The organism is Streptococcus sanguinis, assembly GCF_019929225.1.
GTDB lineage: Bacteria > Bacillota > Bacilli > Lactobacillales > Streptococcaceae > Streptococcus > Streptococcus sanguinis_J.
The window spans coordinates 74731-89004 of the sequence record NZ_JAHZPA010000004.1 but is presented as its reverse complement, the minus strand read 5'-3'; the positions used below and the strand labels follow the sequence as shown (position 1 = coordinate 89004).

At 42.4% G+C, this 14274-nt stretch carries 16 protein-coding genes and 1 pseudogene; 10 read left to right on the top strand and 7 right to left on the bottom strand.

What is annotated here, in order from left to right:
• From K1I80_RS07835 to K1I80_RS07825, 3 genes and pseudogenes are all read left to right on the top strand, one after another.
• Positions 1-390 (top strand): Asp23/Gls24 family envelope stress response protein, encoded by a 390-nt coding sequence (locus K1I80_RS07835; RefSeq protein WP_002896484.1) that lies wholly within the window; start codon positions 1-3, stop codon positions 388-390.
• Positions 383-814 carry a transcription antitermination factor NusB gene (gene nusB, locus K1I80_RS07830; protein WP_002915907.1) on the top strand — a complete coding sequence of 144 codons (432 nt, stop codon included), beginning with the start codon at positions 383-385 and terminating at the stop codon, positions 812-814. The genes K1I80_RS07835 and nusB overlap by 8 nt, the downstream gene beginning before the upstream one ends.
• A gap of 220 nt (positions 815-1034) precedes the next feature.
• Positions 1035-1444: pseudogene (locus tag K1I80_RS07825) on the top strand (transposase).
• Positions 1445-1586: 142 nt separating this feature from the next.
• On the opposite strand, the gene serS reads toward K1I80_RS07825, so the two are convergent.
• Positions 1587-2864, bottom strand: a complete 1278-nt coding sequence (gene serS, locus K1I80_RS07820) for a serine--tRNA ligase (protein WP_223313481.1) — start codon at positions 2862-2864, stop codon at positions 1587-1589.
• A 309-nt stretch (positions 2865-3173) separates the two neighbouring features.
• On the opposite strand from serS, the gene K1I80_RS07815 reads away from it, so the two are divergent.
• Genes K1I80_RS07815 through K1I80_RS07805 form a run of 3 tightly spaced genes read left to right on the top strand, consistent with a single transcriptional unit; the run spans position 3174 to position 4948 of the window.
• Positions 3174-3731, top strand: a complete 558-nt coding sequence (locus tag K1I80_RS07815) for a TetR/AcrR family transcriptional regulator (RefSeq protein WP_223313480.1) — start codon at positions 3174-3176, stop codon at positions 3729-3731.
• Positions 3724-4302: an NAD(P)H-dependent oxidoreductase gene (locus tag K1I80_RS07810; protein WP_223313479.1), complete on the top strand. Its 579-nt coding sequence runs from the start codon at positions 3724-3726 to the stop codon at positions 4300-4302. Before K1I80_RS07815 ends, K1I80_RS07810 begins: the two co-directional genes overlap by 8 nt.
• A 13-nt stretch (positions 4303-4315) precedes the next feature.
• The gene (locus K1I80_RS07805) at positions 4316-4948 is read left to right on the top strand and encodes a GNAT family N-acetyltransferase (protein ID WP_223313478.1); all 633 of its coding nucleotides are present in this window, start codon (positions 4316-4318) and stop codon (positions 4946-4948) included.
• A gap of 186 nt (positions 4949-5134) precedes the next feature.
• Here K1I80_RS07805 and K1I80_RS07800 read toward each other — a convergent pair whose 3' ends face one another.
• The 6 genes from K1I80_RS07800 to K1I80_RS07775 all read right to left on the bottom strand — a co-directional run bounded on the left by K1I80_RS07800 (position 5135) and on the right by K1I80_RS07775 (position 10886).
• On the bottom strand, positions 5135-5497 hold the full coding sequence (locus K1I80_RS07800) for a DUF956 family protein (protein WP_111675359.1): 363 nt from the start codon (positions 5495-5497) through the stop codon (positions 5135-5137).
• A gap of 70 nt (positions 5498-5567) precedes the next feature.
• Positions 5568-6509 (bottom strand): PTS system mannose/fructose/sorbose family transporter subunit IID, encoded by a 942-nt coding sequence (locus tag K1I80_RS07795; RefSeq protein ID WP_002893579.1) that lies wholly within the window; start codon positions 6507-6509, stop codon positions 5568-5570.
• Positions 6510-6527: 18 nt separating this feature from the next.
• Positions 6528-7334, bottom strand: a complete 807-nt coding sequence (locus K1I80_RS07790) for a PTS mannose/fructose/sorbose transporter subunit IIC (protein WP_002893578.1) — start codon at positions 7332-7334, stop codon at positions 6528-6530.
• A 44-nt stretch (positions 7335-7378) separates the two neighbouring features.
• On the bottom strand, positions 7379-8374 hold the full coding sequence (locus K1I80_RS07785; protein WP_223313477.1) for a PTS sugar transporter subunit IIB: 996 nt from the start codon (positions 8372-8374) through the stop codon (positions 7379-7381).
• 461 nt (positions 8375-8835) lie between these two features.
• Positions 8836-9855, bottom strand: coding sequence for an alcohol dehydrogenase AdhP (adhP, locus tag K1I80_RS07780; RefSeq protein ID WP_223313476.1), 1020 nt, complete (start codon positions 9853-9855; stop codon positions 8836-8838).
• A 218-nt stretch (positions 9856-10073) separates the two neighbouring features.
• A complete protein-coding gene (locus tag K1I80_RS07775) occupies positions 10074-10886 on the bottom strand; it encodes a Cof-type HAD-IIB family hydrolase (protein ID WP_223313475.1) in 813 nt (270 codons plus the stop codon).
• 96 nt (positions 10887-10982) lie between these two features.
• Here K1I80_RS07775 and K1I80_RS07770 point away from each other — a divergent pair, with 96 nt between their 5' ends.
• From K1I80_RS07770 to K1I80_RS07755, 4 genes are all read left to right on the top strand, one after another.
• Entirely contained in the window at positions 10983-11612 is a 630-nt protein-coding gene (locus tag K1I80_RS07770; protein WP_223313474.1) for a DUF1361 domain-containing protein, read from the top strand.
• A 145-nt stretch (positions 11613-11757) separates the two neighbouring features.
• Positions 11758-13179, top strand: coding sequence for an NCS2 family permease (locus tag K1I80_RS07765; RefSeq protein WP_223313473.1), 1422 nt, complete (start codon positions 11758-11760; stop codon positions 13177-13179).
• 139 nt (positions 13180-13318) lie between these two features.
• The gene (gene tsaE / locus K1I80_RS07760) at positions 13319-13759 is read left to right on the top strand and encodes a tRNA (adenosine(37)-N6)-threonylcarbamoyltransferase complex ATPase subunit type 1 TsaE (RefSeq protein WP_223313472.1); all 441 of its coding nucleotides are present in this window, start codon (positions 13319-13321) and stop codon (positions 13757-13759) included.
• Positions 13752-14273: a GNAT family N-acetyltransferase gene (locus K1I80_RS07755; RefSeq protein ID WP_223313471.1), complete on the top strand. Its 522-nt coding sequence runs from the start codon at positions 13752-13754 to the stop codon at positions 14271-14273. Before tsaE ends, K1I80_RS07755 begins: the two co-directional genes overlap by 8 nt.
• Position 14274 lies beyond the last annotated feature (1 nt).

The following is a 14274-nucleotide window of genomic DNA, read 5'->3' as shown; positions in this document are numbered from 1 at the left end:
ATGGCAGCTGAACAATTAGGTGAAATCGTCATTGCGCCACGTGTTTTGGAAAAAATCATTGCCATTGCAACGGCAAAGGTAGAAGGTGTTTATTCCTTCGCAAATAAGAGTATGTCAGACAGTCTTTCCATGCGCTCACTCGGTCGCGGAGTATCGCTTCATACCGATGAGACAGGTGATGTGACTGTAGATATCTACCTGTATTTGGAATACGGTGTCAGCGTTCCAACTGTTGCAGTAGCGATTCAGAAGGCTGTAAAAAGTGCTGTTTTTGATATGGCTGAGGTAGAGCTGTCAGCGGTCAATATCCATGTGGCAGGTATTGTTCCAGAAAAGGCACCGAAGCCAGACTTGAAAGATCTATTTGATGAGGACTTCCTCAATGACTGATATACTGTTGGAATCCAGAAGAGGTCTGCGCCAGCGGGCTTTTCAGGCCCTGATGAGCCTAGAGTATGAAGGGGATCTTGTAGAAGCTTGCCGTTTTGCCTATTCTTATGATAAGGACGAAGAGGCTGACAAAGCGGCGGAAGCTGATATTCCAGCCTTCTTGCTCAATCTGGTATCTGGTGTGGTCCAGTCCAAGGACGACTTGGACAAGAAAATTGCTCAGCATCTCAAAAAGGGCTGGACAGTAGATCGTCTGACGCTGGTAGAGAAAAATATCCTGCGTTTGGGTATCTTTGAGATTACAGAGTTTGACACCCCACAGCTGGTAGCAGTCAATGAAGCCATTGAGCTTTCCAAGCAATTTTCTGACGAAAAGTCCAGTAAGTTCATTAATGGGATTTTGAGTCAATTTATCGTTGAATAAGTTGAATAAAATGAAGGTCGAGACACTTGTCTTGACTTTTTTTGATTTGTGACATTTAGTTTGTCTCACTTCGTTAGGTGCAAGATAAATAAACCACCCACTATTCGGCAGCGCATCAAGGATTATATCAAAAAACTCCAGACACGATACAATAAAGGTGTTCAAGCCAATTGTAAAGTGAAAGGAGAAAAAAGCGCAAAAGGTACATAGTTTATCACATATAAAGTGGATGCGTTCTATCACATTATTTTACACTTAAGTATAGATTGAAAATCAATATCAAAGTAGTTTAGGTGGAATATTATGTGTTTATAAGGATATTGAAATTATAGAAGGACACTTTATACCGGATCATGTATGTTAATGAGTATCCCATCAAAAATAGGCGTTTCAAATTTTATGGGTTACTTGAAAGGTAGAAGTGCTCTTGCGATATTTTGTAAACATGCCAATCCTAAGTATAAATTTGAGAAAAGGTATTTCTGAGCAGAAAGCTATTACGTGAGTACAGTTGAACTCAACGAAGCCACAATCAAGAAAGATATACAAGAGCAGGAAAAGCACAATATAGCAATGGATAGATTAAGTTTGAAAGAAGGTGAATATCTAAGTAGAGATAGTGGTAAGTAATGCAAACGCCTCTTTGAGAGGCTTGTGACGAGTCAAGAGCAATGAAGCTTGAACAAAGTAAAAGCCAGCATCTTTTGGTGCTGGCTTTTGATATGAGCTAGGCTTATATCCCTGGTACAAACTATCTGTTAGATGAGGTGAATTATTTTGGCGCGATGACTTCTAATCCACCCATATATGGACGCAGAACCTCTGGGATAGTTACAGAACCATCTTCGTTTTGGTAATTCTCTAAGATAGCTGCTACTGTGCGTCCGACAGCCAGTCCAGAACCGTTGAGAGTATGAAGGAGTTTGACCTTGCCATCTGTTTCGTCACGGTAGCGGATTTGAGCTCGACGAGCTTGGAAATCTTCTGTGTTAGAGCAACTAGAGATTTCACGGTAGGTGTTCTGAGCCGGAATCCAAACTTCCAAGTCGTAGGTCTTAGCAGCTGAGAAGCCCATATCTCCAGTACAGAGTGCTACAACGCGGTAAGGCAGATTCAGCTTTTGCAGGATGTTTTCTGCGTTGGCAGTCATCTTTTCCAGCTCTTCATAAGATTCTTCTGGCTTGGCAAATTTCACCATTTCAACCTTATGGAATTGATGCAGACGAATCAGACCGCGCGTGTCACGACCAGCAGAGCCAGCTTCAGAGCGAAATGATGGGCTCATAGCTGTAAAGTAGATTGGCAATTCTTTGCCGTCTAAAATTTCGTCTCGGTAGTAGTTGGTCAGTGGAACTTCAGCAGTCGGAATCAGAACGAAGTTGGTATCGCTTAGCTCAAAGGTATCTTCTTTGAACTTAGGATATTGCCCAGTCCCAAACATGGAATCGTGGTTTACCATATAAGGAGTGATGACTTCGGTGTAGCCTTCTTTGCCATGCTCATCCAGCATGAAGTTGTAGATAGCACGCTCAAGTCTTGCTCCCAAGCCCTTATAGAAGAGGAAGCGAGCACCAGTAACTTTTGCCCCACGTTCCCAGTCTAGGATGTCCAAATCTTCACCCAAATCCCAGTGAGCTTTAGCTTCAAAGTCAAATTGGCGCGGCGTACCCCAGCGACGAACTTCGACGTTTTCGTCCTCATCTGCTCCCACAGGAACACTATCGTGCGGGATATTAGGCAGAGTGGTAGTGAATTCAGTCAACTTAGCATCCAGCTCAGCCAAGCTTGCGTCTAAGTTCTTGACCTCAGCAGAAAGTTTTTGCATAGCAGCAATCTTGTCATCTGTATTTTCTTTGTTGCGTTTAGCTTGGGCAATTTCAGCAGAAACAGTATTGCGCTCAGCCTTGAGTTCTTCGACCTTGACCAATAAATCCCGGCGTTCTTTGTCGATGGTTTTCATTTGGTTTAGGGTAGCTGCGTCAACACCTCGCGTAGCTAATTTTTCAGCTACAGAATCAAAATCTGTACGGATACGTTTTAAATCTAACATAGGTACCTCCAAAAATAAAAGCACTTTATGAAACTGTTGGAGCGGCATAGCCGCGGTTCCATCCAACTTCACAAAAGTGCACTTGCTTAATTATTCATTTTTAAACTAACGGTAGAATTTCCTATTTTCTCCTTATCTGCTCACAGCCACCACAGACTTTCTGAAAAGTGTCCAATAGTACTTATCCGTTTCGACTATTATACAGGATTTTCCGGAAAATGTAAATCCCAGGATAGGAAAAATCTTGACAGAAAAAGATAACTATGTTATCTTTAAATAAAGGTAACGTAGTTATCCAAAGGAGTTCTTATGGTAAAACAAACAACGCGCGACCGTATGATTGAGAAGGCAAGCCAGCTTATCAGAGAGTATGGCTATCAGAATATCCCCCTAAGGAAACTGGCATCTCTGCTGGGGGTTACGACTGGTGCTTTTTACAAGGCTTTTGAGAACAAGGAGGAACTTTACTATCAGGTCTGTCTTTTGGAAAACCAGAGGCAGATTAAACGTTTAGAGGAACAGTATTTAGATGGAGTCTCTGATCCTCTGGATTGCATTTGGCAGATAGGACTCTTTCTTTTATCGGAATATGAGACCAACAGTCAGATGATGGATTTTCTCTTTTTCAGCCCTGTGGCGACAGAGGCTTACCGGAAAGGTAAGCTTCTGGAAATCGGGAACAAGACAGTGGTTTATCTGGATCAGCTGCCTATTGAGAGTCAGAAAGAAAAAAAGATTCTCTTGCTCAAGCTGGACACTTTCATCACAGGCTATGGCCATTTTATTGCCAAAGGCTTGGAGCCTTTTGATGAGGAAGTCTATCGCTCAATGTTCAATGATTTACTAGGAGGTTACAAATATGAGTAAAAATCTCATTGTTTATGCACATCCCTATGATAAAAGCTTTAACCATGCTATTTTAGAGCGGGTTCTGTACTTGTTGGAGAAGAAAGATCAGACCTATGAACTGATTGATCTCTATGAGGATGGTTTTAATCCAGTCTATACCAAGGAAGAACTAGCGCTTTTTAATAAAGGGCAGGCACTAGACCCACTGGTTTTAAAATATCAGGAAGCTCTTGCGTCCTGTGACCGCCTTATCATGATTTTTCCTATCTGGTGGGCGGATATGCCAGCTATTGTCAAGGGCTTTGAAGATAAGGTCTTTTTGAAAAATAAGATTTACGAGGAGAGCAAAACTCGCCAGTTAGTTGGTCGTCTGACCAATATTAAAGAGGTATTGGCTATTACTACCTCTGCAGCACCGACCTTCTATCTTAAGTATTTCTGTGGTGATGTCGTCAAGAAAGCCATGTTGGGACATACCTTTAAGTCTATCGGTGCTAAACAGCGCCGTTGGTTGAATTTCGGGAATATTTCTCAGTCTACAGCTGAAAAACGGCAGGCTTTTTTAGAAAAACTATCGGAAAAGATTTGAAGAGGTGGCTATCATGATTCGTTTTAGAAGAGCAGATGAAAGGGATCTTGCTGCTGCGGTCTCAGTTTTAACTGCTGCTTTTGCTGAGCATGAGGTCTATAGAGAAAAATTCCGCCCTCTCTTTGGCAGCAGCCAGTCTTACATTGATTTTCTAAATAGATTGCATGCAGTTATGGTTAAGGCGGCGATGCGTCATCATATTTGCCTACTTGCTGAAGTGGACGGACGTCTTATGGCGGTCGCTACCATTCATAAGCTCGGTAATCATCCTGTCGGTATGCTTTCCTTTTTGCGGGCAGGAGCATGGAGGATGTGGAAATATATTCCTCAGCTTTTAGCCTTTCAAAAAGTCTTTGGGGAGGGCAGTAAAGAAGCTAAAAAAAGGGGTATTTCAACTCTTTATCTTGAATTGCTGGGTGTGCTGCCTGATTATCAAGGACAGGGAGTTGGCGGTCTTTTTATCTCAAAGGGACTTGAATTGCTTGCAAAAGAAGAAAAATGCCAGCGGCTTACTTTAATTACTCATACAGAAAGCAACTGTCGTTTTTACAAAAAGAACGGATTTAAACAACTAGATGTCCGTGATGTTGAAGGTGTCAAGACATGGACTTTCGAGAAAAATTTAGCTGATGTTTATCCTTTTTGAAAATCTAATGATGCGGTCTTGCATTGATAATATCAGCTTACTTCATCCCATCATTTCAAGGGGCTGAAATAGTGCATTCTCAGACTGATTCACTTTCCAATTTTTTGTGCTAGCTCCATTTTGGTGGTACAAGCTGGTTTTGTCTTAGTCGGAAATATAAAAAATAGGGCAGAAACTTTTTCAACCCTATTTTTTCTTCTTAAAGATTCCAGCAATTTTTTGTAACAGAGTCGGCAATCTAACGACTTTGTCGTTGCCGATATGCTCCCGCGCAATTTTGAGTATCTTACCAGAATCTTTGGAGGCAAAGAGAAACTTTCCCTTGTCAGTCCAGATTTCAAAATGGCGGCTGACTTTTTTGCCAGAAACATTAGCACCGATAGTAGTGATGCTAGACCAAGGCAGCTGAATATAATCTTCTACATTGGCATCAGCATAAAACTCCAGAGCTGTCTCGCCGATTAGAAATTTCCCAACCTTTCCGCCTAATCCAAGATAGGAAACGCCAGTGGTATTAAACTCAACTGTTTTATTTTGTGACTGTGCCATAGAGTAACTCCCTTTTAAATAATATAGCTATTATACCACAATAAAAAGAAGGCTGAAACCTTCTTTTTGATTACATCAAACCAGCAACGTGAGCTAGTACACCAACTACGAAGAGGGCGATGATGATAGTGATAGGGGATACTTTCTTCTTAAGCAACCACATACAAGCAAAAGTTAGAAGCAGTCCCATCAAACCAGGAATCAAGGAATCCAAGTTTTGTTGGAAAGTTGTAACTTTTTCAGGGGTTTGAGATAGTCCTTGGCCTACTTGAGCAAATGCTTCTTGGATACCCTTATAGCCACTAGACAATTTGTCCCAATGAATATATGCTTTATCATCTAGCTTAACAGATGAAACGTTAAAGACAAACTTAATAGATACCCAGCGCTCAACCAGAACAGCCAAGATAAACATACCTAGGATTGAAGCACCTTTGGTAATGTCTTGGAGGATACCACCAGACATGTCCTTAGTGATTTCAGAACCAGCCTTGTAGCCCAATTCTTGTGTGTACCAGAGGAAAGCCATCCGGATAGCATTCCAAGCTAAGAAGAAGATAAGTGGACCAATGATATTTCCAGTCAAAGCAAGAGATGCACCAAGTGCTCCAAGGATAGGACGAACTGTGAACCAGAAGACAGGGTCTCCGATACCAGCCAGAGGTCCCATCATACCGATTTTAACCCCTTGGATAGCCGCATCGTCAATTGCTGCACCATTTGCTTTTTCTTCTTCAAGCGCAAGTGTAACTCCGATGATTGGAGCTGCTACATATGGGTGAGTGTTGAAGAATTCCAAGTGACGCTCAAGAGCAGCAGCTTGATCTTCTTTTTTAGTATAAAGCTTCTTAATAGCTGGAATCAGTGAATAAGCCCAGCCCAAGTTTTGCATACGTTCGTAGTTCCAAGAGCCTTGCAAGAAAGTAGAACGCCACCAAACTTTTTGACGGTCAGCCTTTGAAAGAGTCAATTTTCCTGACTCATCAGGTTTTACAGTATTTAATTCTGTCATGATAGTGTGTCTCCTTTCTTAGTAGTCTTCTAGGATATCGCCGATTGGATCGTTAGATGAAGCTGTTGCTCCGCCGCCACCATTTCCGCCTTTTTTAGACAAGGCAAGATAGATGAGGGCAATAGCGACACCGATTGCACCAAGAGCAATCAGGGTGAGTTCGCTAACAGCAGCTAGAGCGAAACCAATAGCGAAGAATGGCCATACTTCACGAGTTGCCATCATGTTGATAACCATGGCATAACCAACGGCTACGACCATACCACCACCGATTTGCATACCTTCTGATAGCCAAGCTGGCATAGCTTCAAGAGCAGATTTAACAGACTCAGCAGGAATCATCAAAAGAAGTGCTGCAGGAATAGCAATACGTGCTCCTTGCATGAAGAGAGCGATAAAGTGAGCGCGTTCAACTCCTTTAATGTCTCCTTTTTTCGCAGCAGCATCTGCACCGTGAACCAAACCGACTGACAAAGTACGGACAATCATAGTCAAGAAGAGACCAGCAACAGCAAGCGGAATAGCAACACCTTGTGCTACAGCGATTCCTTTGCTTGAGAAGTCTCCACCCAGTACCATGATAATAGCAGCGGCAACAGAAGCGAGGGCAGCATCAGGTGCTACAGCAGCTCCGATATTAGCCCAGCCAAGAGCGATCAGCTGGAGAGAGCCACCCAGCATAACACCGGCAGCCAAATTACCAGTTACCAGTCCAATCAAGGTACAAGCAACCAGAGGTTGGTGGAATTGGAATTGGTCCAAGATACCTTCTAGACCGGCTAAGAAGGCAACAAAGACTACTAAAACCATAGAAATAATAGACATGTTCTAAATCCTTTCGTAAATTAATAAAAGCAAAACGTTTGATTCTACTGCACGTTGGCTTTCTTAATCAAATCAAACAAATCTTTTTTAGAGTCATTTGGTACTTTACGTACGTCGAATTCAACGCCAAGGTCACGCAGCTTTTCATAAGTAGCAACGTCTTCCTTGTCCATTGAAAGCACGTTGTTGACCATTGTTTTACCAGTTGAGTGAGCCATGGAACCAACGTTAAGGGTCTTGATTGGCACACCGCCTTCAACAGCACGAAGGGCATCTTGAGGAGTTTCAAACAGAATCAAGGCATGTGTGTTGCCAAAGCGAGGGTCTTTTGAAACAGCAATCAATTTGTCGATTGGGACAACATTGGCTTTGACATTACCTGGTGCAGCTTGTTTAATCAACTCTTTACGAAGTTCATCTTGGGCTACTGAGTCAGAAGCAACGATAATACGGTCTGCTTTTGAATCTGGTGTCCAAGCTGTTGCTACCTGACCATGCAGCAAACGTGTGTCGATCCGGGCAAGGTTGATTTTGAGCTTGCCGTCACCGATTACAGTCCCTTCAGGGATAGCTGCTTGGGCAACTGGAGCAGCTGCAGCAGGAGCATCTGCTTCTTCAGCAGCAGGATTTAGCTCTTCAGGCAGAGCTTTGACTCCTTCCTTGGCTTCTTTGATGATGTTAGCAACAACAGCTTCAACGCCGGCGTTGGCATCCATCATCCTTTCTGTATAAGCTTGAATCAGCATAGGCAGGTTCAAGCCTGTAATGATAGCGAACTTGCGGTCTGGATTTTCACCCATGACACGGCTAGCTTGGTTGAATGGAGAGCCACTCCAAAGGTCAGCCAAGACCAACACTTCATCGTCCGCATCAAACGAAGCCACAGCGTCATTGAACTTTGCATAGAGATCATCTGGTCCTTCGTTGGGCATGAAAGTTACAACTTGTACTTTTTCCTGCTCACCGAAAATCATAGAACCTGATTGATGAATACCAGCAGCAAATTCACCGTGGCTAGCAATAATGATTCCGATACTCATTATTGACATTCCTCCTTATAAAATGTTTGACTTAAGTTTTAAGAAAACTTTAAGGCAAGTTTATTATAAAACGTTTTCATGAAAAATGCAAGCGTTTGTTCCTAAAAACGACTTTTTCTTTCAAAAATGTCAGTATTTGCTGAACCCCTGATAAATATAGGTATAAGCAAACCTTAGCTATAGAAATGTTTTAATAAATTAGGAAAACAGAAAATATAACAGATTAATATATGAAAAAATATTGAAATAATATGAAAGAGACTTTTGAAATGAAAGAAAAGAATCGTGTTTGAGAAAGTGTTTATTTATCAAAAAAGAAAGAGGAGGACCAAAGACAAGAAATTGCATCTTATGTCTTTAGTCTCCCTCTGTAATGGCAAAAGTTTCTAAATAATATCAAGCCTGTCTATCATAAGTTTCCAAAAGTTTGGTAAATGTTGGGATTGACATGTTTTAAAGTATTAGTGTGTGAAGTCAAGTACCATACGTCCCTGAATGGTACCCGCTTCCATTTCGTCAAAGACATCCACTGCATCTGAAACAGGGCGCTTTTGAACGACAGGAACCACTAATCCTTCAGCGCCAAACTGGAAGGCTTCTTCTAAGTCCTTACGTGTTCCAACGAGGGAACCGATGACTTGGATACCATCTAAAACGGTTTTGACAATGCTGAGATCCATCATTTCAGATGGTAATCCAACGGCAACTACCCGACCGCCAGCACGAACAGAATCAACCGCTTGGTTGAAGGCGACTTTAGAAACGGCTGTTACTACTGCAGAATGCGCACCGCCAGTTTTTTCTTGGATAAGAGCAGCGACATCATCAACTTCATGGCCGTTGATGACGATATCAGCACCGACTTCTTTGGCCAAAGCTAGCTTGTCATTGTTGATATCAACAGCGACGACATGGGCATTAAAGACTTTCTTGGCATATTGAACCGCTAGGTTACCCAATCCACCTGCTCCAAAGATAACTGTCCATTGCCCTGGCTGCAGCTGGGCCTCTTTGATAGCCTTGTAGGTCGTTACGCCGGCACAAGTGATAGAAGAAGCTTGAGCAGGATCGAGTCCTTCAGGGACTTTGACAGCGTAGTCAGCTGTTACGATACATTGCTCTGCCATCCCACCATCAACAGAATAACCAGCATTTTTTACTGTCCGGCAAAGGGTTTCGCGACCAGTTGTACAGTATTCACAAGCGCCGCAGCCTTCAAAGAACCAAGCGACACTGACGCGGTCTCCGACCTTGAGACTTTTTACATCTGGAGCGATTTCTTTGACAATACCGATACCTTCATGCCCAAGAACGCGACCCGGTACCTTGCCAAAGTCACCATGCGCGACGTGCAAATCAGTATGGCAGACACCGCAGTATTCGATATCAACGAGAGCTTCCCCTGTTTCAAGAGGACGAAGTTCCTTATTTTCGATGAGTTGGACATTGGTTCCTTCTGGATTTACAACAACTGCTTTCATAAGTAGTTTCCTCCTGTTATTTAGTTTTTGATTATGTTAATTATATCACAAATTCGAACAGATGGCAAACGCTTACAAATCTAAGCGTAAATTCACTCTAATATTCTGAAATAGCTGATAAGCTCCTATTTTTAAAGTTTTTTGAGCCTGAAGATGGTTGAGAGAAGACACAAAATAAAAGACAAACTCTCAAACAGAGTTTGCCAAATTGTCTAGTTTTATAAAAATAGTTTGTTGAGTTCGTGGGCGACACCATCTTGGTCGTTAGTCAGAGATAATTGCTGGTCGGCGTAGGGCAGCAGGTCAGTATTGGCATTTTTCATGGCATAGCCAGTGCCAGCAAAGGACAGCATCTCAGTATCATTTTGCTCATCACCAAAGGCAATCAGATTTTTACGATCCACATTGAGAACATTAAGCAGGTACTGAAGGGCGAAGGCCTTATTGACCCCTTTTGGAGCACACTCGAGAATGTTGAGCGGCCCGCCCCAAGAGTTGATAGCAAGTTCATGCTGGTAAAAAGCATTCATTTCCTCTGCCAGAGCGTATTTGTCAGCTGCTCGCGTCTGCAGGAGAATGGCGTTAGGATTCTCTGTTACCAAGTTGGCTTGAAACTGATTTTCAGGCTTAAAAGCATTGATGCCAAAGAGCTTGGGATCGGCAATTTCTTCATTGGGATTGGTGATATAGAATTTATTGCGGTATTCGCCAGCAATGAAATCTGCTTCAATCTCATCCTTTCGCTTAACCATATCCAGCAGAAAGGACTTGTCCAGCGTCAGCGATTTTTCAAAGTCCCATTTCTTTTCTGGAATATGAGTCAGAGAGCCGTTGAAGTTGATCATGGGAGTATTGAGCTCTAATTCTTTATAATATTTCAAAGCCATGCGGTAGGGCCGGCCTGTTGTGATAATGACCTTGTGGCCCTTTTGGGAAATTTTTTTGATGGTTTCTTTGGTGAAGTCAGACAGATTGCTGTTAGAATCCAGCAAGGTTCCGTCCAAGTCCACAGCGATTACTTTTTTTGTCATGTGAGTCTCTTTTCAGTGATAATACAGACTATTATAACAGAATTCAGTGTAAATAACACGACTTATGTTATAATGGTACTCTAATCAGTCACAATTATGACACAGCAAGGAGGAGCTTTTCGTATGCGTAAACCGATCATGATTCATGCTCTTTTTCTGATGATTGCCTTTTTTATCTATATCCAATCTCTAAATGGCGGTCCGACCTATCTCATCTGGAATATGACCTTGGCCTTAATCAGCTATGATGCAGCTGTCTTGACACTTTTATTCAAGAAGCAGAAGTGGGCTTATCCTCTTCTTTTCCTACTGTGGTTACTTTTCTTCCCCAACACTTTCTATATGATTACTGATTTGATTCATATGACTTGGGTAGCAGATGTTCTGAGTAAGCCAAGTGTTTTCTTGCTCTTTTTAGCTTTTGTTTCCAGTATTTTATTCGGTATTTTCTGTGGTATGGAGAGCTGGTATGTCATCAAGGAAGGCTGGAAGCTTAACTGGTATTTAGAACTATTGCTGACGGCAACTCTGTCAGCTGTGTCCAGTCTGGCTATCTACATAGGACGTTATGATCGCCTCAATAGCTGGGATTTATTGCTTCATCCTCAGCTGGTTCTACAGAAGCTCTTGCAAACTTTGCATCCTGATCGACTGCCATTCATTCTTGGTTTTACCTTTTTGCAGTTTATGAGTTTGCTATTTCTGATGAGAGATAATAAAAAATAAGAACAGCGAGACATTCGCCTTGAAAAAGTGAATGTTTTTTATTATAATTTAAAATATCGTTCGTAAATAAACAGATTTAAATCTGCTTTTCTTTGTTATTGAACTAGATATTAGAAATTTTACTCAAAAGGAGATTTATTGAAAAATGGATAAATTTTTCAAACTGACCGAAAAAGGGACAGATGTCCGGACTGAGGTTTTAGCTGGTCTGACGACTTTCTTTGCCATGTCCTACATTTTATTTGTCAATCCGGCTATGCTGGCTCAGACAGGTATGCCTAAGCAAGGTGTTTTCCTAGCTACGATTATCGGAGCTGTTGCCGGCACCTTGATGATGGCCTTCTTTGCCAACCTGCCTTATGCGCAGGCACCGGGTATGGGTCTGAATGCCTTTTTCACTTTTACGGTCGTCTTTGCCTTGGGCTACACATGGCAGGAAGCCTTGGCTATGGTCTTTATCTGCGGGATTATTTCGCTCATTATCACTTTGACCAAGGTGCGTAAGATGATCATTGAGTCAATTCCAGGCTCCTTGCGAGCAGCTATCTCGGCAGGGATCGGGGTTTTTCTTGCTTATGTAGGTATTAAAAATGCTGGCTTGCTCAAGTTTTCAATCGATCCAGGTAACTATACAGTAGCTGGCAAAGGGGCAGATAAGGCCGCAGCAGCTATTGCGGCTAATTCAGCAGCAACTCCAGGCCTGGTAGACTTTAACAATCCAGCGGTCCTAGTAGCCCTAGTTGGTTTGGCCATCACAATCTTCTTTATTGTGAAAAACATCAAGGGTGGTGTTATCCTATCCATCCTAGTCACGACAGTTGTGGCTATTCTGGTTGGCTTGGTTGATTTGTCAGCCATTGACTTTGGGCAGAATAACATTGGTACTGCTGTTAATGAATTGGGACAGATTTTTGGGGTGGCAGTAGGACCGAAAGGTCTGGGTGCCCTTTTAGCAGATTCAGCTCGCTGGCCTCAGACATTTATGGCTATTCTGGCTTTTTCATTGACAGATATTTTTGATACCATTGGTACCTTGATTGGGACTGGTGAAAAGGTTGGGATTGTGGCGACTTCTGGGGAAAACCATGAATCAGAAGGTTTGGATAAGGCGCTTTACTCGGACCTCATTGGAACCTCTATTGGCGCCATTGCTGGAACTTCTAATGTGACGACTTATGTGGAGTCTGCAGCTGGTATCGGAGCTGGCGGCCGAACAGGTCTGACCGCCTTGGTCGTAGCTATCTGCTTTGCGGTGTCAAGCTTCTTTAGCCCACTCTTGGCTATTGTTCCTAATGCTGCAACTGCACCGATTCTCATTATCGTGGGGATTATGATGCTGGCTAGCTTAAAAAACATCCATTGGGATGATATGGCAGAAGCCATTCCAGCTTTCTTTACTTCTATTTTTATGGGATTTGCCTATTCTATCACTCACGGGATAGCAGCTGGATTTATCACCTACACCTTGGTTAAAGTCTTCAAAGGTCAAGCCAAGGATGTGCATTCTATGATTTGGATTTTGGATCTTCTCTTTATTTTGAATTTCGTAAATCTGGCTTTAAATTAGGTCTAAACATTACTGGATTTCCTTGTGTCTAGTGAAGTTTGGATAGATTATATTTTCAGTATAAAAAATCAGCTTTTTGCGGCTGATTTTTCTTTTGCAAAATTAAGCAGAAAAAATTTTTTTCTGGTATAATAAGAGAATGTTTAGTCATAATGAGGAAGAATTAATCCAGTGGGGTCAGCGTCTGGGCAAATTGTTTCAGGCAGGGGACGTACTGGTTTTAACGGGAGATTTAGGAGCAGGAAAGACAACCTTTACTAAGGGTCTGGCTCTAGGTTTGGGCATCAGTCAGATGATTAAAAGCCCAACCTATACCATTGTTCGGGAATACGAGGGGCGCTTGCCGCTCTACCATCTGGATGTCTACCGCATCGGAGACGATCCAGATTCCATTGATTTGGATGACTTTCTCTTCGGGGAAGGCGTGACAGTCATTGAATGGGGGGAGCTGCTGGGAGAAAATCTGCCTGAAGACTATCTCAAATTAAGCCTCTTGAAAAAGGAAGATGGACGTGAATTGGTTTTTGAAGCCAAAGGAACACGAGCCCAAGAGTTGCTTGAGGGACTGCAGAATGACTGAATATGAATTGTGCTTGCGTGAAGCGGAAAAAACAGATGCTGCTGAGCTGATTGCCTTCCTCAATCAGGTCGGGTCTGAGTCAGATTATATGACGCTGGATGAAGCTGGAATTTTGATGAATCAAGAGGAGATGGCTTCATTCATTGAGCATCAGGCTGCTTCCAGTAATCAGCTTTACTTGTTGGCTCTTTTAAATGGTGAGATTGCCGGTCTTGTCAGCATCACAGCTGATTTCCATGAGCGAATTCGCCATATTGGTCAAGTCTTTGTCGTGGTGAAGAAAACTTTCTGGAACCAAGGACTGGGACGCATATTGCTAGAAGAGGCACTGACTTGGGCAGAAGATTCTCAAGTTATTCGACGTTTAGAATTGAGCGTTCAGGTTAGAAATGAACGAGCGGTTCACCTTTATAAAGATTTAGGATTTGAAATTGAAGGCTTACAAAAAAGAGGAGCCTACTTAAAAGAAGGGAAATTTCTTGATGTTTACCTGATGGGTAAATTGATAGACTAAA